Raw genomic sequence first — 18,455 nt, forward strand, 5'->3', positions numbered from 1 at the left:
GATGAATCACGCTGTCACACGAATGCTGGCGATCGGATTACTGGCGCTTGCCGTGCTCGTCCTGGCGCTCTGGCTGGGCGCCGCCATCGGGGAGACGGCCATTCCGATGGATGTCGTGGCCAAGACGGCCGCCAACCGCCTGTGGAGCGCCGGTTATGCTCTCGATCGCATCGATGAAGGCATCGTGTGGAACTACAGGCTGAGCCGTGCCGTGGTGGCTGCCTGCTGCGGCGCTGCCCTGGCGCTTTCGGGTGCTGTGCTGCAGTCGCTGCTGCGCAACGTGCTGGCGGACCCCTATGTGCTCGGCATCTCGGCCGGGGCGTCGACGGGAGCGGTCGGGGTTGTCATCCTCGGCCTCGGTGCCGGCATTCTGAGCCTGCCGGCCGGTGCTTTTCTCGGCGCGCTGACGGCCTTCAGCTTCGTCGCTGTGCTGGCGATGCGCTCGGGCCGCGGCACCGGCGCGGTGATCCTGGCTGGTGTCGCCGGATCCCAGCTCTTCAATGCTCTGACCTCCTTCATCGTCACCAAGGCTGCCAATGCCGAACAGGCGCGCGGCATCATGTTCTGGCTGCTGGGCAATCTCTCGGGCGTGCGCTGGCCGGATGTCTGGCTGGCCCTGCCGGTCACGGCCGTGGGGCTGCTGGTGTGCCTGTGGCACGCTCGCGCGCTCGATGCCTTCACCTTCGGCACCGAATCGGCGGCCTCCCTCGGCATTTCCGTCCGGCGTGCCTATGTCGTGCTCGTCGGCGTCGCGGCAATGATGACGGCGGTGATGGTGAGCATCGTCGGATCCATCGGCTTTGTCGGCCTGGTGATTCCGCATGCGGCCCGGATGGTGGTGGGCGTGCGCCATGGACGCCTGCTGCCGGCCAGCGCCTTGATCGGCGCGGTGTTCATGATCATCGCCGACATTTTGTCCCGGATCATCATCCCCGGCCAGGTCCTGCCGATCGGCGTAATCACGGCCCTGGTCGGTGCGCCGGCCTTCGCTCTCATTCTCAGCCAAAGAAAGGCGACGACATGAGCCTGTCGGCGCATAAGCTGTCCTGGTCGGCAGGCGGGGCCTCGATCCTGCACGGGGTGTCGCTGGAGGTTCGTCCCGGCGAGTTGCTGGGTATCATCGGTCCCAACGGCTCGGGCAAGACCAGCCTGATGTCCCTGCTGGCAGGTATCCGCCGTCCCCAGGGTGGCGAGGTGTTGCTCTCGGGCCAGCCGCTCCACGGACTCGCCCGTCGCGAGGTCGCGCGCCGCATCGCCCTGGTCGAGCAGCAGGCGGAGACGGCCGAGCGCATCACCGCCCGCCAGGCCGTCGAACTCGGACGGACGCCGCATCTGGGCGCCTTTTCGCCCTGGTCCGGCAAGGACGACATCATCGTCGACCAGGCGCTGGAGGAGGTGGCCATGACCGGTCTCGCCGGCCGCTTGTGGCACACGCTTTCCGGCGGTGAGCGCCAGCGCCTCCACATCGCCCGTGCCCTGGCGCAGCAACCGGAGATCCTGCTTCTCGACGAGCCTACCAACCATCTCGATATCGGCCATCAGATCGGTCTGCTGCATCTGGTGCATCGCCAGAACCTTACCGTCGTGGCGGCCCTGCATGACCTCAATCATGCGGCGATGTTCTGCGACCGGGTCGCACTGATGCAGGCCGGACGGATCGAGGCGATAGGTCCTCCGGCGGAGGTGCTGACGGCGGCGCGCATCCAGTCGGTCTTCGGGGTTACCGCCGAAGTCGTCCGCGATGGCACCGGCGGCTGCTTTATCCGCTATCGGCATCCGGACCTGCCGGCACCGCGGCCGGGCTGGATCGCGGCGGCGTCGTGACACGCATCCGCCAATAGACGGGGAGAGCCTCCAGGTGACGAGCACCGACGCTGCGAATTACGATCTCAAGGAAGAGATCCGCGATTATTGGTCGAAGCGGTCGGAAACCTTCGACCGCGCCTTCGGCCACCATATTCCCGAGGGACCGGAATTCGAGGCCTGGGCCGCGGCGATCCGCGATCATCTCGGCATCGAACCGCGCCGGATTCTCGATCTTGCCTGCGGCACGGGCGAGATCACCAAACTGCTGCTGGCGCTCGGCCACGACGTGACGGCCCTGGATTTCTCCGAGGCGATGCTGGCGGTAGCCCGGCGCAAGCATGCCGGGCGACAGCGCCTGCGCTTTCGTCTGGCCGACGCCGAGAACACCATGGAGCCGGAGAACGCCTATGATGCCATCGTCTGCCGGCATCTGGTCTGGACGCTGACCGAGCCGCAGAAGGCCTTTGCCGATTGGCATCGCGTGCTGAAGCCGGGCGGCAGATTGCTATTCTTCGACGGAGACTGGGCGAAACCCACGCGGATCGGCCGGATGGCATCCGGGCTCATTGCCCTGATCGACCGGCTTGCCGGCGCAGATCCCTATTACGACGGCGCGATGAGCGAACGCCATGCCCGCATCATGGAGCGGTTGCCTTTCGGCGGGGGCTTGCGAAGCACCGATCTCCTCCCGCTCCTGCAAGAGGCCGGCTTCAAGGATGTGGTGATCTCGTCGCATCGGCCGATCGCCGCGGCCCAGAGGCGCCAGGCGGATGTCCGAAACCGGCTGCGCACCTATCTTTACCAGCGCTTCATCATCTGCTGCCGCAAATGATCTGCGGGCTGTCTCCGCCTTGCATCCCCAGGGTAACGGAACCATATCCCTCAAAGCAGCCTGGAGGACCGCCCGAGGCCCGTTCGAGGTAGCGAAACTCCACGGCGCAACATGCTTCCGCCACCCGGTGGCCGAGCAGAAAAACAAGCACGATAACTGATGACGTCGCCGGGGCTGGGGTCTATGGTCCGTGACGGGACGCTATCAAGCTCTGTGAACAAGGACGTGAGATATGGCTTCGAAACTCGAACAATTGCGCGCCATGACGGTCGTCGTCGCCGATACCGGCGATATCGACTCGATCAAGGCGCTCAAGCCGGTCGATTGCACCACCAATCCGAGCCTGCTGCTCAAGGCCGCCGAGATGCCGGCCTATGACCATTTGATCGCGGAAGCCGTGAGCTGGGGCAGCAAGCAGGGCGGCAGCAAGGAAGGCACCGTCGCAGCCATCGCCGACCGTCTTGCCGTTTCCTTTGGCGCGGAGCTGACCAAGCTCGTTCCCGGCCGCGTCTCCACCGAAGTCGACGCCGATCTATCCTTCGATACGCAGGCGACCATCGCCAAGGCGCATGCCATCATCGCCGACTACAAGTCCCGCGGAATCGAGCGCGATCGCATCCTGATCAAGATCGCCTCCACCTGGGAAGGTATCCGGGCGGCCGAAGTGCTGCAGAAGGAAGGCATCGACTGCAACCTGACCCTGCTGTTCTCCAAGGCCCAGGCCGTGGCCTGCGGCGATGCCGGCGTGTTCCTGATCTCGCCCTTCGTCGGCCGCATTCTCGACTGGCATGTGAAGAATGAGGGCCGTACCTTCACGCCGGAGGAAGATCCGGGCGTGCTTTCGGTCCGCGGCATCTACGCCGATTACAAGGCGCGCGGCATCAAGACGGTGGTGATGGGCGCTTCGTTCCGCTCCACCGGCGAGATCGAGGCGCTGGCGGGCTGCGACCGCCTGACCATCGCACCGAACCTGCTGCAGGCCCTCGACGCGGACCAGGGTACGCTGGAGCGCAAGCTGTCGCCCGACAACCACGCCTCGGCGCCGACCACCGGCAAGATCGACGAGCGTGCCTTCCGCTGGGCGATGAACGAGGATGCGATGGCGACCGAGAAGCTCGCCGAAGGTATTCGCGGCTTCGCCAAGGATCTCGGCAAGCTGCGCACGCTCATTGCCAAGCGCGTCGAGGGCACGGCCCAAGCCGCATGATTCTGGCTGCCTGACTGTCGCAACGTGAGCCGGGCTTTTACCCAGGATGGCCAGGAAGGGGAGGACGCTCAGGTCCTTCCCGAGCGGCCGATTTCGATCGAGCGCAATCTCGTGACGGCGCGAGGCCTTGCCATGATCGAGGCCGAGCTCAAACAGGCGCGTTCGCTTTTCGCCAGGGCCGAAGCGGCCGGGGATCGAATCGCCATGGGCAATGCCTCGCGCGACATTCGCTACTGGGCCGCTCGGCGCGCCTCGGCAGAACTGGTGACACCTTCCGCCGCCGATGACGGCATTCGCTTCGGCATGGCCATCACGCTGCATTATCCCGACGGGCGCGAAAGGATCTGGCGCATCGTCGGCGAAGACGAGGCCGACGCTGCCCTTGGGCGTATCAGCCACGTCTCGCCCCTGGCACGGGCGCTGTTCGGCAAGGATGTCGGGGATGTCGTCCGCGTCGGGCCGCAGGAGGCAGAGATCGTCGAGATCGACAGGACGCCGGAAGTGCCCTGATTCAGGTTTCCCACTCTTCTACCCGATCGAATTCCAGAACGGCGAATTGCGGGGCATCGAGGATGGCCAGATTACGGGCAACACGCTGGCTCTTATAAGCGCCGTAATAGAGTTCATGGACGGCGACGGCTGGGAGTGCGAATCTGCCGGACGGTGTTGTCGCAGCGGTGCCTATAGCCCGTACAGGCGCTGTGCAGGAGGCAGGGTGCCATAGTGCCGGCCAAAGAAGAATGGCGGCCATCGGCCGCCATTTTCGGATATGCGCAGGGAATGCGATTATTCCTCGGAGAAGCCGCCGAGATGGCTCTGCGAGTAGTTCTGGATGCCGAGGCGCTCGACCAGGTCGAGCTGCGTCTCCAGGAAGTCGATATGGCCTTCCTCGTCGGTCATCAGTTCCTTGAACAGGTTCTCGGAGACGAAATCCTTGACGGTGCGGCAATATTCCGCGGCTTCCTGATAGAGGGCCCGGGCCTCGCGCTCGGCGGCGAGATCGCACTCGAGAACTTCCTTCACCGTTTGGCCGATCCGCAGCGGATCGAGCGTCTGCATGTTCGGGAAGCCTTCCAGGAAGAGGATGCGGGAGGTCAGCTTGTCGGCATGCTGCATCTCCTCGATCGATTCGGCGCGCCACTTCTTGGCAAGGCCCAGCAGGCCCCAATTGTCGAAGATCCGGTAATGCAGCCAATATTGATTGATTGCGGTCAGTTCGCTCCGCAACGCCTTGTTGAGATAGTCGATGACCTTCTTGTCGCCCTTCATGAGCGTTTCTCCGTACTTGGTGGACTGAAACCACATTAGAAGAATTCTAAATTTAGGCAAGCCCCGATGGCGGCAAATTTGTCCGGGGGTATTTTGCCGGGCAGGGGGCGGTACAGGCCCATCCACGATCGCCTCAGGCGCTCCCAGTTTATTCTTGTTCTAAACTACTGATTTATAACGATTCTATTGTTGTGTCGGGCCATTGACAAGCCGGGCGCGTCCGTCCACATCACTTCCGTCACTGCCTTTGCTCGAACCCAAGATCGCTGCGAATGATCGTCTGTTCCTGCCGTGTTTTGACCGATGAGGATTTCACCAGCACGCTCGCGACCGAGCAGCCGGGCTGTCCGCGTTCGGCTGCGGAGGCTTATCGCTGCCTGGGCTGCGGACCCGAATGCGGCCGCTGCCTGATCACCGTGCGTCAGATCCTTGCCGATGCGCGCGCGGCAGCGCGCTGCCATGACTGCACCGAGGATTGTGCCCTGCGCGATATGGTCGAGGCGGCCAATACCGACGAAATCCTGCTGGATGCCGCCGAATAGGCCGTTTTGCCGGCGGCAAGACCAGACCTTCGCTGCGACGGTATTCGCATTCCTCTTTATCCCCTCTTCGTGACCCGTTTCTCACGATTGCGTTTCGCGTCAGCCGCGCCACAATAATGCCGCGCCATGTCGGCATAGGCGATTCATGCCCCAGTCAGGTGATCAGGATGTTCGAACCGGCCTAGCCGCGCATCTCGTGGCGCTGTGGCGGTTCGGGCTGGTGCTGTCGGGCAGCGGACAGTCGGCGGAGGAACTGGTCCAGGCAACCTGCTTGAGGGCACTCGAGCGCTCGCATCAGTTCATACCGGGAACCCGGCTCGACCGTTGGCTGTTCGCCATCGAGCGCTCGATCTGGCTCAACGAGGTCCGGGCGAACAAGGTTCGCAATCCCGTCGAACTCGACGAGGCGGAGGCGGCCCTGTCTTTCGACGGCGAACGGCAGTTTCAAACGAATATTCTGGCTGCTCAGGTGTTGAGACAAGTGCAGGCTTTGCCTGCAGCGCTGCGCGAAACCGTCTTTCTGGTCTATGGAGAGGGTCTCAGTTATGCCGAGGCGGCCGAGATGCTGGCCGTGCCGATCGGCACCGTCATGAGCCGTCTTGCCTCGGCCCGCCTCAGGCTCGCGCATCTGAACAGGGATACGCCGGAAGGCGCTTCGGGGGAGGCATCATGAGTGTGGAAGAGATGGGACCCGATGACGCCATCCTCGTGGCCTTCCTCGATGATGCGTTGTCGCCCGAGGAACGTGCGAGCCTGAAAACCCGTCTGGCCCGGGAACCGGAATTGAAGGCGAGGCTGGATGCCCTCGCGGGCGGCTCCCTGCCGTTCAGACAAAGCTATGACGCCCTGGCGGCGCATGCGCCGCAGGCGCGGCTCAAGGCTATTCTTGCGGCAAGCCAGGCGGCAATTCCGGCCTCGACGGCCAACGACAACCAGAAACGTTCCGGCTGGCGCGTATCGCCGGCGGCTGTGGCGGCGGCGCTCGCCTTGTTCGTTCTCGGCGCTGGCATCGGCCATTATCTGCCGCCCGGCCTCTGGCCATTTCCCTCGGGACAGCACGGTGATCATGACGGGCCGGATGCCTGGCGTTCCACCGTGGCGGAATATTGGGGGCTGACCACGTCGCAGACACTCGACTGGATGCCGAACGACGTCTCCACCGCACAGCGCGACCTTGCCGCCGCGACCCGCCGGCTCGGCTTCCCGCTGACGCCCGACAAGATCAGCCTGCCCGCCCAGGAGCTCAAGCGCGTCGAGCTCTTCCACTACGACAATGCGCCGCTCGTCGAGATTGCCTATCTGGATGAACTGACCGGGCCGCTTGCCTTCTGCATCTATGCCAACAATCCCGGCACGGTGACGCCGCCGACGCTCGAGCAGCGCAAGGGCTTCAACGTGGTGTTCTGGTCGGATGCCGAACGCTCCTACATGCTGATCGGCCATGGACCGGACGAGATCATGCAAAAGCTCGCCGCGATGCTGGCAAAGCAGATCGCGGCGTGATCGGGGGCGGGTCTGCAGGCCCGCCTGCCTTCTTGTCTCGGGCGGCGGTTCCACGCCGCTTTGAACACCAGCCCCCAAAAAACTTGCCAAGCTGGCGAGACAAGCGGATTCTTACTCTGGAGCCGTTCAAAACTGTGATTGACAGTGACTCCTTCTTTTGATCAACTGGTAAAAAATAAAGAGCCAAATACCAGAGGTTCAGATGACTGCACGATCCGACATTGCGCGGGGCCGTCTCGATTCCGCCACGCTTGCCAGCAATTTCTCAGATCTTCATCCCGCCTTCGACAGGCATGAAGCACGGGTTGCCGCCGAGCGCTGCCTGTTCTGCTATGATGCTCCCTGCGTAAAGGCCTGCCCGACTTCGATCGACATCCCGCTGTTCATCCGCGAGATCATGACGGGCAATACGGTTGGCGCGGCCCGGACCATCCTGGAATCCAACATCATGGGCGGCATGTGCGCCCGTGTCTGCCCCACCGAGACATTGTGCGAGGAAGCCTGCGTCAAGGAGACCTCCGAGGGCAGGGCGGTCGAGATCGGCAATCTGCAGCGCTATGCAACCGACGAACTCTTCGCCAAGGGCCGGCAATTGTTCAAACGCGGCGCCCCCACCGGCAAGCGTGTCGCCATAGTAGGCGCCGGCCCGGCCGGTCTCTCATGCGCCCACAAGCTGGCAACGCTTGGTCATGAAGTGGTGGTCTTCGAGGCACGCGAGAAGGCGGGCGGCCTCAACGAATATGGCATCGCCGCCTATAAGAGCACCGGCGATTTTGCCCAGGCCGAGGTCGACTACATCACCGCCATCGGCGGCATCACCATCGACTATGGCAAGCGGCTCGGGCGCGACATCGAACTCTCGGATCTTGCCAGGCAATTCGACGCCGTCTTCCTCGGCATGGGGCTGGGCGATACCAACGATCTCGGCCTGGAAGAGGGCATCGAGGGCGTGATCGACGCCGTCGATTACATCGCGGACCTCCGCCAGGCCACCAACCTCGCCGATTTGCCGGTCGGCCGCCGCATCGTGGTGATCGGCGGCGGTATGACCGCCATCGATATCGCCTCGCAGACCAAGCGCCTGGGCGCGGAAAGCGTGACCATCGCCTATCGCCGCGGGCAGCCGCAGATGAATGCCTCCGATTACGAGCAGGAGGTCGCCCAGACCGATGGCGTGCTCATCCGCCACTGGCTCAAGCCCGTGCGGCTGCACGCCGAGGATGGCAAGCTGGTGGCCGTCGAGCTCGAATATACAGTGGAACAGGATGGGCTGCTCGCGGGCACAGGCGAAACCGTCAGGCTCGAATGCGACCAGCTTTTCACGGCGATCGGCCAGTCCTTCCTGCCAGGAGAGGTGAACGGCGTGCCGCTTGCGCTGGAAAAAGGGCGGATTGCCGTCGATGCCCAGCGGCGAACCTCGGTCCCCGGCATCTGGGCCGGCGGCGATTGTGTCGCTGGCGGCAAGGATCTGACGGTGGCCGCGGTGGAGGACGGCAAGCAGGCCGCTCTCTCGATCGATCTAGCTCTGAAGTCCCAAGCGAAAGCGGCGTGAGGAGGAACGACATGGCCGATCTCAGCACCAACTTTCTGGGCATCAAGTCTCCCAACCCATTCTGGCTGGCCTCCGCGCCGCCGACTGACAAGGAATACAACGTCGTCCGCGCCTTCAAGGCGGGCTGGGGCGGCGTGGTCTGGAAGACGCTCGGCGAGCAGGGCCCGCCGGTGGTCAACGTCAATGGCCCGCGCTACGGCGCCTGGCACAGCCAGGACCGCCGCGTGATGGGCTTTAACAATATCGAGCTCATCACCGACCGGCCGCTCGAGGTCAATCTGCGCGAGATCAAGCAGGTCAAGCGCGACTGGAAGGACCGGGCGCTGATCGTCTCCCTGATGGTGCCTTGCGAAGAGAATGCGTGGAAGTCGATCCTGCCCTTCGTCGAGGACACCGAGGCCGACGGCATCGAGCTGAATTTCGGCTGTCCGCACGGCATGTCGGAGCGCGGCATGGGCTCGGCCGTCGGGCAGGTGCCCGAATATGTCGAGATGGTCGCGCGCTGGTGCAAGCAATATACCCGCATGCCGGTGATCGTGAAGCTGACGCCCAATATCACCGACGTGCGCAAGCCCGCCGAGGCGGCCAAGCGCGGCGGGGCTGACGCTGTATCGCTGATCAACACCATCAACTCCATCGTCTCGGTCGACATCGACAATATGCGCCCCTGGCCGAATACCGATGGTTTCGGCACCCATGGCGGCTATTGCGGCCCGGCGGTGAAGCCGATCGCGCTCAGCATGGTCTCGGAGATCGCCCGGGCGGAGGCGACGCGGGGTCTGCCGATCTCCGGCATCGGCGGCATCGAGACCTGGCGTGACGCCGTGGAATATATGGCGCTGGGCTGCGGCACGGTGCAGGTTTGCACCGCCGCCATGGTCTATGGCTTCAAGGTGGTGCAGGAGATGATCTCCGGCCTGTCCGACTGGATGGACGAGAAGGGCTATACCTCTGTCGACCAGTTCGTCGGCAAGGCCATTCCGCGTGTCACCGACTGGCAACACCTCAACCTCGACTATGTGGTCAAGGCCCATATCGACCAGGATGCCTGCATCAAATGCGGCCGCTGCCACATCGCCTGCGAGGATACGTCCCACCAGGCCATCACCAACATGGTCGACGGCGTGCGCAAGTTCGAGGTGATCGAGGAAGAGTGCGTCGGCTGCAATCTGTGCGCCGTGGTCTGCCCGATCGAGGACTGCATCACGCTCGAACCGGTGACCTCCGGGGTCGACAAGCGCACCGGCAGGCCGGTGGGCGGGCATCGCACCTGGAAGGAGCATCCCAACAATCCGGCCGTGCATGCCAAGGCGACCGAACCGGCGGAGTAAGGCGGGGGAAGCACGCCTCGTAGCGATATGAGGCACGGTGTGCCGATCTCCAGATCGGCATGCTGGAAAGCGAGTGTTTGCCTGCCGAGGATGCCGATCTGGAGATCGGCACACCAATCCTGTATTTATCCCGCAAGGTCATGTGGGCGAGATGCCCGTCAATCCGGGCAATCCGCGTGAAGCTAGCCGATCTTTCCCGCTATGCCGAAGCCGCCGGCCTCTCGGTGAGGGGGGCCTTTCATCCGAGGCCCGAGGACGGTGTACCGTCGCGCGACACCGAGCCCGTCGGAACGCTGGTACTGCTCGGCTGGGCCGGCGGGCGGCATTGGCCCAGCTTTGCGGCTTCGCCCGAGGCTGCGGATGGCGCGCCCCATCCATTGGATCGCTGGTCCGAGCGGGTGATCGGCGCGATGGCAAAGGAGTTCGGCGCCGCGGCCCTCTATCCCTTCGGCGGCCCGCCCTATTGGCCATTCCAGCGCTGGGCACAGCGCGGCGACAACGTCTTTGCCTCGCCGCTCGGCATGTATGTCCACCCGGTGCATGGGCTGTGGCACAGCTATCGCGGTGCCCTCTGTTTTACGCAGAGGCTGGACCTGCCCCCAAAGGAAATCCAGGCCCACCCCTGCGAGAGCTGTGCGGCCAAGCCCTGCCTGGACACCTGCCCGGTCGGCGCCTTCACGACGGCGGGTTACGATGTCGAACGCTGCGCCGCTCATGTGCGCTCCGCCGAGGGCGCGGCCTGCCGGCAAGGCGGCTGCCTCGCGCGGCGGGCCTGCCCGGTCGCTCCGAGGCAGGCTTATGGCGCCGAGGAGGCGGGCTTTTATATGAAAGCTTTCCTGGCGGCGCATTGACCGGAGGACCGCTCTATTTCAGCTTCTCCTTGGTCTTGGGAAAATCGCGCCAATAGTCGCCGCTGCCCCGGCGCAGCACGTCGTCCTCGGGCCGGATCTCGAAGGGGGACAGCGTCGGCTTCTCCCGCAATTGGGCGAACAGGGCCGGTGCGTCGATCCCCTTGAGCAGGTCGAAGAGCTCTTCGAAACGATCGATCACGAAATAGCTCGCCTGGAAATCGTCGATGTAATAGCCGGTCCTGGCAACCCTGTCGAAATCGAAGCGCAAATGATGGGCCGAGGCATCGCCGACGGCATATTTCGCCTCGCCGAAGGAGGAGACGATGCCCGCCCCATAGATGCGGATGCCCTCGGGCTTGCGGATCAGGCCGAACTCGATGGTGTACCAGTTGAGGCGGGCGAGGAATTTCACGCCCCTGTTGTCGATCGCCTCAAGGCCGATGCGGCCATATTCGTTCATGTAATCGGCATAGGCCGGATTGGTGAGCAGCGGCACATGGCCGAAGACGTCGTGAAAGATGTCGGGCTCTTCCAGATAATCGAGCTGCGCGCGCGTGCGGATAAAGGTGCCGGCCGGAAAGCGCCGGCTTGCCAGCATCTCGAAGAAGGGGCGGGAGGCGATGAGGCCGGGCACGGCTACCACCTCCCAGCCGGTGGCCCTTCGCAGCCTTTCGTTCATGCGCTCGAAATTGGGTATGCCTGTCTCATCGATACCCAGTGTCGTCAGGCCATCCAGATATTCCTGCGCGACATGGCCCTTCAGGGCCGCGAGCTGGCGCTTGAAGAGAATCGACCAGGTCTCGTGGTCTTCCCTGGTATAGCGATCCCAATCCTGCGGGATGATGCATTGCTCGATCGTCTGAGCATTCAGTATGGCGTGTCCCATCATGTCCTCCCAAAAGCGTTTTGGGATTTCTTGGAATCACCAAGAATCGCAAAGACGCGTCGGAACGAGGGGCTAGAGCAAACGCGCCTGAACGTGCTTTGCTCTAGGGGATGACCCCTCCATCCATATGGGGTGATGATAGCACGCCTGCCAGGACGACACGCAATTTCTCTGGGTTGTGTTTTGTCTCTAACGCTTTGTTCTGGCGTGTTTTATTGCCGGAAAAGCCAGCGCGGCTTTCTGAAAATTGCTCTGGCACGAAAGGCGGGCATTGGCTTGGGACATCGCAGGAATGCCGGCCCGTTCGATGTCGGCGGGAGCCGCGCTCAGCGCTCTGCCAGCACGCCGCGCAGGATCGTTTCAGTCAGCGTCTTCAGCGTTTCCTCGTAGAAGGCCTCGTCGTTGAGGTCCTTGCCGGTGAGAACGCTGATCTGCGTGGCGAAATCGGCATAATGCTGGGTGGTCGCCCAGATCATGAAGAGCAGGTGATAGGGCTCGATCGGCCGCAGCTTCCCCTCGGCGATCCAGCGCTGGATGATGACCGATTTCTGCCGGACGGTGTCGGTAAGATCCGTCGCCAGCACTTTCTTGAGATGCGGCGCGCCCTGCATGATCTCCATGGCGAAGAGACGGGAGGATTCCGGATAGAGCCGCGAGCATTTGAGCTTGTGCTCGATATAGGATGTCAGCGCCGCGACCGGGCCGCGCGTGGCATCGAGTTCCTTCAGCGGCGTGACCCAGACTTCCAGCGTGCGGGTGAGCACCGCCTCGTAGAGGGCGTCCTTGGTGCGGAAATAATAGAGGAGATTGGTCTTCGACATGCCGGCGGCTTCGGCGACCTGGTCGATACGGGTGCCGCGCAGGCCGTGTTTCGAGAAGGCCGAAAGGGCGCTGTCGAGGATCTTGTCGATATTGGCCAGGCCGAGCTTGGTCTTGTTGCGTTGCCGGCCGGCCTCTCCTCCCTCTGGCATGAGCGCTTCCTGCTTCGTTGTTCCCATTCCTTCATGGCTCAGAAGCTTGGCGGTGTGCAAGCCGATATCAGCTCACAGGGCGTGTCGCCGACATTGCGAAAACGATGAGGCTCCCGGCTGTCGAAATAATAGGCGTCGCCGGGGCCGAGCACGGCCATGTCTTCACCCACGGTAACTTCGAGCTGGCCGCGAATGATGATGCCGCATTCCTCGCCCTGGTGATGCAGCAGCACTTTGCCGGAATCGGCGCCGGGCTGGTAGCGTTCGGAGATCATCTGCAGGGCGCGCCCGCGCAGGTCCGAGCCGACCTGGCGATAGGAGACGCGCCCGCGGCCGATCTCCATCAGCTCGCCGGAGCGATAGAACACCTTGCGGCCGGGATTGGCGTCGAGGGCGAAGAATTCCGCCAGGCCGATCGGCAAGGCGTCGAGCACCCGCTTGAGCGCGCCGACGGAGGGGTTCACCGCATTCGATTCCATCAGCGAGATGGTGGCGTTGGAGATGCCGGCGCGCTTGGCGAGCTGGCGCTGCGACAATCCGCGCGCCTCGCGCACGCGCCGCAGCAGCGAACCCAAATCGACGTTCTGCATGATGGCGTCCTTCATCCAGCCCTGTTTAGAATGTTAAATATCACGAACGCTGCGGGCAATTCCACTTTGCATTCAATGTGCCGGAATTCACGAACCTAACGCTTGTTGTTGATCGTTCGTTCCGGAACAGAAACTGCGGTAGAAACGGCGCTCGAAATAGGAATGATGCTGCTGCAACAAAGAGTTGGCATAATTTCCAAATTCAAGGCAAAGCTATTGCCAGCATAATGAGCCGGGCCTCCCGCCAGCCTTCGGGACCCCGGCAGCTTCCGGAGAGATCTCGATGAACGCCCCGATCCGCGTGACCAACAACCTCGAAGCGTTCTGGATGCCGTTTACGGCTAACAGACAGTTCAAGTCCAACCCGCGCATGTTCGTCGCGGCTAAGGACATGCACTACACCACGGCCGATGGCCGTCAGGTGCTGGACGGTACGGCGGGTCTGTGGTGCTGCAATGCCGGCCATGGCCGGCCCAAGATCACCGAGGCGGTCCAGAAGCAGGTGGCTGAACTCGATTACGCGCCGGCCTTCCAGATGGGCCACCCCGCCGCCTTCGAACTCGCCTCCCGCCTGGTCCAGCTCACGCCCCAGGGCATCGATCATGTCTTCTTCGCCAATTCCGGTTCGGAAGCCGTCGACAGCGCGCTCAAGATCGCGCTCGCCTATCACCGCGCCCGCGGCGAAGGGCAGCGCTTCCGCCTGATCGGCCGCGAGCGCGGCTATCACGGCGTGGGCTTCGGCGGCATTTCGGTGGGCGGCATCGTTTCCAACCGCAAGATGTTCGGCACGCTGCTCACCGGCGTCGACCACATCCGCCACACCCATGACCTCACGCGCAATGCCTTCTCCCGCGGCCTGCCCGAGCATGGCGCCGAATATGCCGAGGATCTGGAACGGGTGATCGCCCTGCATGATCCTTCCACCATCGCGGCCGTGATCATCGAGCCGATCGCCGGCTCCACCGGCGTGCTGCTGCCGCCCAAGGGCTATCTCGAGCGCATCCGCGCCATCTGCGACAAGCACGGCATCCTCCTGATCTTTGACGAGGTCATCACCGGTTTCGGCCGTCTCGGCGCGCCCTTCGCCGCCGACTATTTCGGCGTGACCCCCGACATGATGACGGTGGCCAAGGGCATCACCTCCGGCGTGATTCCGATGGGTGCGGTCTTCGCCAAGAAGGAGATCTACGATGCCTTCATGACCGGGCCGGAGCACCTGATCGAGCTCTTCCACGGCTACACCTATTCGGCCAATCCGGTAGCCTGCGCCGCCGCGCTCGGCACGCTCGACACCTATGCCGAGGAAGGCCTGCTGACCCGCGCTGCCGATCTCGCCTCCTACTGGGAGGACGCGGTGCATTCGCTCAAGGGCCTGCCGCACGTCATCGACATCCGCAATCTCGGCCTGATCGGCGCCATCGAACTCGAGCCGATCGCCGGCCAGCCCACCAAACGCGCCTTCTCCGCCTTCCTGAAGGCCTATGAGAAGGGCCTGCTGATCCGCACCACCGGCGACATCATCGCCCTGTCGCCGCCGCTGATCATTTCCAAGGCGCAGATCGACCAACTGATCACGACGCTCGGCGACGTCTTGAAGACGCTGGATTGATGCTCTTGACCCTCCCCTGGAGGGGGAGGGTCGACGCGTAGCGTCGGGGTGGGGTGGCCTTCCCTGCTCCGACGCGATGCGTCAATTCTCGATCGCAAGATCACCCCACCCCGGACTTCGTCCGACCCTCCCCCTCCAGGGGAGGGTAAGATGTTTCGCTTCCCAAGGCGCGCAGCAAGACAGACTCCTTCAGAGGAAACCCATGGCCCGTATCGACAACCTGATCGGCGGCAAGCAGACCGCCACCACCAGCGGACGCTTCGCGCCCGTGTTCAATCCCGCCACCGGCGAGCAGAGCGGCGAACTCGGCCTGTCCTCGACCGCGGATGTCGATGCCGCCGTGCAGGCCGCCAAGAAGGCCTTCCCCGCCTGGTCGACCACGGCGCCGCTCAAGCGCGCCCGCTACATGTTCAAGTTCAAGGAACTGCTTGAAGCCAATGCCGACAGGATCGCCCAGGCGATCTCGGCCGAGCACGGCAAGACCCATTCCGACGCGCTCGGCGAGGTGCAGCGCGGCATCGAGGTCGTCGAATTCGCCTGCGGCATCCCGCATCTGCTCGCCGGCGAGTTCAGCCGCAATGTCGGCCCCGCCATCGACACCCACAATGACCGCCAGCCGCTCGGTGTCGTCGCCGGCATCACGCCCTTCAACTTCCCCGCCATGGTGCCGCTATGGATGTATCCGGTGGCGATCGCGGCCGGCAACACCTTCGTCCTCAAGCCGTCCGAGCGCGATCCCTCCGCCGCGCTGGTGGTGGCGCAGCTTCTCCTCGACACCGGCCTGCCGGAAGGCGTGCTCAACGTCGTCAATGGCGACAAGGAAGCCGTCGACGCGCTGCTGCATCATCCCGACGTCAAGGCCATCAGCTTCGTCGGCTCGACCCCGATCGCCCAGTACATCTATGCGACGGCCGCTGCCAACGGCAAGCGCTGCCAGGCTCTCGGCGGCGCCAAGAACCACATGGTGGTGATGCCGGATGCCGACATGGACCAGGCCGCCGACGCGCTGGTCTCCGCCGCCTACGGCTCGGCCGGCGAGCGCTGCATGGCCATCTCGGTGGCCGTGCCGATCGGCGACAAGACCGCCGATATCCTGGTCGAGCACCTGCTGCCGCGCATCAACAAGCTCAAGGTCGGCCCCGCCGCCGATCCGCAGGCCGAGATGGGGCCGCTGGTCACCAAGCAGCACCAGGAGAAGGTGCTCGGCTATATCGATGCCGGCGTGAAGGAAGGCGCCAAGCTGGTGGTCGACGGCCGCGGCCTCAAGCTGCAGGGCTATGAGAACGGCTATTTCGTCGGCGCCACTTTGTTCGATCACGTCAGCGAAGAGATGTCGATCTACAAGGAGGAGATCTTCGGGCCGGTGCTCTCGATGGTGCGCGCACGCGACTACGCCCATGCCACCAAGATGATCAACGACCATGAATATGGCAACGGCACCGCCATCTTCACGCGTGACGGCGATGCGGCGCGGGCCTTTGCCGACGGCATCGAGGTCGGCATGGTCGGCGTCAACGTGCCGCTGCCGGTGCCGGTGGCCTACCACTCCTTCGGCGGCTGGAAGCGCTCGCTGTTCGGCGACCACTCGATTTACGGCATGGAGGGCGTACGTTTCTACACTCGCCTGAAGACCGTGACCGCCCGCTGGCCGACCGGTATCCGCTCGGGCGTGAACCTCAACTTCCCCTCGACGAACTGAGGGGAGTCATATTCCCGGGTGCGCGGGGGCATCCTGCCCGCATCTTCCTAAACCCCGAACGCACTGTTTGCGGAGGGGAAGAGCGGGCAGGATGCCCGCGCACCCGGAGAAACTACCCCCGGTTGAACTGTGCGGGGCGCTTTTCCACGAAGGCGGCCATGCCTTCCTTCTGGTCTTCGGTCGAGAACAGGGCCTGGAAGACGCGGCGCTCGAAGGTGAGGCCGCTGGCGAGCGGCAGCTCATAGGCCTGGTTGATCGCCTCCTTCATCACCATGCTCGCCGTCAGCGACATGCTCGCGATGGTCTGCGCCGTCTTCACCGCGTCCTCGACAAGATCGGCGGCCGGAACGACGCGCGAGGCGAGGCCGCAGCGCTCGGCCTCGGCGGCGTCCATCATGCGGCCGGTCAGGCACAGTTCCATCGCCTTGGACTTGCCGATCGAGCGAACCAGCCTCTGGCTGCCGCCCATGCCGGGGATGACGCCGAGCTTGATCTCGGGCTGGCCGAATTTGGCGGTATCGGCGGCCAGGATGAAGTCACACATTAGGGCAAGCTCGCAGCCGCCACCCAAAGCATAGCCGGCTACGGCAGCGATCTTCGGCTTGCGGGAAGCCGCGAAATGGTTCCATTCCGAGAACCAGTCGCTGCTGTGCATGTCGACGAAGCTCTGGGCCTGCATCTCCTTGATGTCAGCGCCGGCGGCAAAGGCCTTGGCGGAGCCGGTGATCACCAGGCAGCCGATGGAGGGATCGGCATCCGCCGCCTGGGTGGCTGCCAGGAGTTCGCCGGCCAGCTTGCGGTTGAGCGCGTTGAGGGCCTCGGGCCGGTTAAGCGTGATCAGCAACACGCGACCGCGCTGTTCGGTGATGATGGTCTCATAGGTCATGTCTGGTCCTCAATGCTTGCCGCGCAGCAGCCGGATGATGGCGGAGAAATCCTCGGTGCCATGGCCGAGGCCGTCGAACAGGGAATAGAGCTGGGCCGCTTCGGCGCCAAGCGGTGTGTTGGCGCCCACCGCATTGGCTGCCGCCTGGGCGAGCTTGAGATCCTTGAGCATCAGCGCAGCGGCAAATCCCGGCTTGTAGTCGTTGTTGGCGGGTGAAGTCGGTACCGGCCCCGGCACCGGGCAATAGCTGGTGAGGGACCAGCATTGGCCGGAGGAGGTCGAGGCCACGTCGTAGAGCGCCTGCTGCGACAGGCCGAGCTTTTCGCCGAGCGCGAAGGCCTCGCAAACGCCGATCATCGAAATGCCGAGGATCATGTTGTTGCAGATCTTGGCGGCCTGACCGGCGCCGGGGGTGCCGCAATGCACCACGCGCTTGCCCATCACATTGAGCAGGGGCTCGGCTCGGGCAAAGGCCTCGCCGGTGCCGCCGACCATGAAGGTCAGCGTGCCGGCCTTGGCGCCGCCCACGCCGCCGGAGACGGGAGCGTCAACGGCGGCGAGCTTTCGCGCGGCGGCGATGTCATGGGCCTTGCGGGCGCTGTCGACATCGATGGTGGAGCTGTCGATCAGCAGCGTGCCATCCGGTACGAGGCTGGCCAGCTCAGACCACACCTTCAGCACATGAGCGCCAGCCGGCAGCATGGTGACCACGGCGTCGGCCTCCTTGACCGCCTCGGCGGCGGAGGAGGCAATGGTCACGCCATCGGCGCGTGCACTGTCGAGCGAGGCCTGGGACAGATCGAAGCCGCGCACCTCGTGCCCGGCCTTGACCAGATTGGCGGCCATCGGCCCACCCATATTGCCGAGACCAATGAAACCTATCTTGCTGCTGGCCATTGGGGACTCCTTTGCGAGAATGCG

19 protein-coding genes are annotated in these 18,455 nt (G+C 63.9%); 13 read left to right on the forward strand and 6 right to left on the reverse strand.

Annotated features, from left to right (window positions below):
- The first annotated feature begins 1 nt into the window (after position 1).
- From J8I29_RS03180 to greA, 5 genes are all read left to right on the forward strand, one after another.
- Complete coding sequence (locus tag J8I29_RS03180) at positions 2 to 1,024, forward strand: iron ABC transporter permease (RefSeq protein ID WP_209430606.1); 1,023 nt, start codon at positions 2 to 4, stop codon at positions 1,022 to 1,024.
- Positions 1,021 to 1,824 (forward strand): ABC transporter ATP-binding protein, encoded by an 804-nt coding sequence (locus tag J8I29_RS03185; RefSeq protein WP_209430607.1) that lies wholly within the window; start codon positions 1,021 to 1,023, stop codon positions 1,822 to 1,824. The genes J8I29_RS03180 and J8I29_RS03185 overlap by 4 nt, the downstream gene beginning before the upstream one ends.
- A gap of 34 nt (positions 1,825 to 1,858) precedes the next feature.
- Positions 1,859 to 2,638: a methyltransferase domain-containing protein gene (locus J8I29_RS03190; protein ID WP_348535975.1), complete on the forward strand. Its 780-nt coding sequence runs from the start codon at positions 1,859 to 1,861 to the stop codon at positions 2,636 to 2,638.
- 232 nt (positions 2,639 to 2,870) lie between these two features.
- Positions 2,871 to 3,845: a transaldolase gene (gene tal, locus J8I29_RS03195; protein WP_209430609.1), complete on the forward strand. Its 975-nt coding sequence runs from the start codon at positions 2,871 to 2,873 to the stop codon at positions 3,843 to 3,845.
- 24 nt (positions 3,846 to 3,869) lie between these two features.
- The gene (gene greA, locus J8I29_RS03200) at positions 3,870 to 4,355 is read left to right on the forward strand and encodes a transcription elongation factor GreA (RefSeq protein WP_209430610.1); all 486 of its coding nucleotides are present in this window, start codon (positions 3,870 to 3,872) and stop codon (positions 4,353 to 4,355) included.
- A gap of 276 nt (positions 4,356 to 4,631) precedes the next feature.
- Here the strand turns inward: greA and bfr are convergent, their stop codons facing one another.
- Positions 4,632 to 5,114, reverse strand: a complete 483-nt coding sequence (bfr, locus tag J8I29_RS03205; RefSeq protein WP_105861768.1) for a bacterioferritin — start codon at positions 5,112 to 5,114, stop codon at positions 4,632 to 4,634.
- 272 nt (positions 5,115 to 5,386) lie between these two features.
- Between bfr and J8I29_RS03210 the strand changes: the two genes are divergently transcribed.
- From J8I29_RS03210 to J8I29_RS03235, 6 genes are all read left to right on the forward strand, one after another.
- Positions 5,387 to 5,656: a (2Fe-2S)-binding protein gene (locus tag J8I29_RS03210; RefSeq protein WP_105861769.1), complete on the forward strand. Its 270-nt coding sequence runs from the start codon at positions 5,387 to 5,389 to the stop codon at positions 5,654 to 5,656.
- Between the two features lie 145 nt (positions 5,657 to 5,801).
- Complete coding sequence (locus tag J8I29_RS03215) at positions 5,802 to 6,329, forward strand: RNA polymerase sigma factor (RefSeq protein ID WP_105861770.1); 528 nt, start codon at positions 5,802 to 5,804, stop codon at positions 6,327 to 6,329.
- Positions 6,326 to 7,159, forward strand: a complete 834-nt coding sequence (locus tag J8I29_RS03220; RefSeq protein WP_209430611.1) for an anti-sigma factor — start codon at positions 6,326 to 6,328, stop codon at positions 7,157 to 7,159. The genes J8I29_RS03215 and J8I29_RS03220 overlap by 4 nt, the downstream gene beginning before the upstream one ends.
- Positions 7,160 to 7,361: 202 nt before the next feature.
- Positions 7,362 to 8,711 carry an NAD(P)-dependent oxidoreductase gene (locus J8I29_RS03225; protein WP_209430612.1) on the forward strand — a complete coding sequence of 450 codons (1,350 nt, stop codon included), beginning with the start codon at positions 7,362 to 7,364 and terminating at the stop codon, positions 8,709 to 8,711.
- Between the two features lie 11 nt (positions 8,712 to 8,722).
- Positions 8,723 to 10,042, forward strand: a complete 1,320-nt coding sequence (gene preA / locus J8I29_RS03230) for an NAD-dependent dihydropyrimidine dehydrogenase subunit PreA (RefSeq protein WP_209430613.1) — start codon at positions 8,723 to 8,725, stop codon at positions 10,040 to 10,042.
- A 176-nt stretch (positions 10,043 to 10,218) separates the two neighbouring features.
- Complete coding sequence (locus J8I29_RS03235) at positions 10,219 to 10,893, forward strand: 4Fe-4S dicluster domain-containing protein (protein ID WP_209430614.1); 675 nt, start codon at positions 10,219 to 10,221, stop codon at positions 10,891 to 10,893.
- Positions 10,894 to 10,906: 13 nt separating this feature from the next.
- On the opposite strand, the gene phhA is transcribed toward J8I29_RS03235, so the two are convergent.
- The 3 genes from phhA to J8I29_RS03250 form a co-directional block, all read right to left on the reverse strand.
- Positions 10,907 to 11,779 carry a phenylalanine 4-monooxygenase gene (phhA, locus tag J8I29_RS03240; protein WP_245196631.1) on the reverse strand — a complete coding sequence of 291 codons (873 nt, stop codon included), beginning with the start codon at positions 11,777 to 11,779 and terminating at the stop codon, positions 10,907 to 10,909.
- Positions 11,780 to 12,105: 326 nt separating this feature from the next.
- Positions 12,106 to 12,750 carry an HTH-type transcriptional regulator RutR gene (gene rutR, locus J8I29_RS03245; protein WP_105861775.1) on the reverse strand — a complete coding sequence of 215 codons (645 nt, stop codon included), beginning with the start codon at positions 12,748 to 12,750 and terminating at the stop codon, positions 12,106 to 12,108.
- Positions 12,751 to 12,788: 38 nt separating this feature from the next.
- Positions 12,789 to 13,340: a cupin domain-containing protein gene (locus J8I29_RS03250; protein ID WP_181161097.1), complete on the reverse strand. Its 552-nt coding sequence runs from the start codon at positions 13,338 to 13,340 to the stop codon at positions 12,789 to 12,791.
- A gap of 283 nt (positions 13,341 to 13,623) precedes the next feature.
- On the opposite strand from J8I29_RS03250, the gene J8I29_RS03255 reads away from it, so the two are divergent.
- Complete coding sequence (locus J8I29_RS03255) at positions 13,624 to 14,949, forward strand: aspartate aminotransferase family protein (RefSeq protein ID WP_209430616.1); 1,326 nt, start codon at positions 13,624 to 13,626, stop codon at positions 14,947 to 14,949.
- A 202-nt stretch (positions 14,950 to 15,151) separates the two neighbouring features.
- Positions 15,152 to 16,648: a CoA-acylating methylmalonate-semialdehyde dehydrogenase gene (locus J8I29_RS03260; protein WP_209430617.1), complete on the forward strand. Its 1,497-nt coding sequence runs from the start codon at positions 15,152 to 15,154 to the stop codon at positions 16,646 to 16,648.
- A gap of 112 nt (positions 16,649 to 16,760) precedes the next feature.
- Here the strand turns inward: J8I29_RS03260 and J8I29_RS03265 are convergent, their stop codons facing one another.
- Positions 16,761 to 17,534, reverse strand: a complete 774-nt coding sequence (locus J8I29_RS03265; RefSeq protein WP_105861779.1) for an enoyl-CoA hydratase — start codon at positions 17,532 to 17,534, stop codon at positions 16,761 to 16,763.
- Positions 17,535 to 17,543: 9 nt separating this feature from the next.
- Positions 17,544 to 18,431 (reverse strand): 3-hydroxyisobutyrate dehydrogenase, encoded by an 888-nt coding sequence (gene mmsB / locus J8I29_RS03270; protein WP_209430618.1) that lies wholly within the window; start codon positions 18,429 to 18,431, stop codon positions 17,544 to 17,546.
- Between the last annotated feature and the right edge of the window lie 24 nt (positions 18,432 to 18,455).

This window comes from Labrys sp. LIt4 (assembly GCF_017813775.1).
Taxonomy (GTDB): Bacteria; Pseudomonadota; Alphaproteobacteria; order Rhizobiales; family Labraceae; genus Labrys; species Labrys okinawensis_A.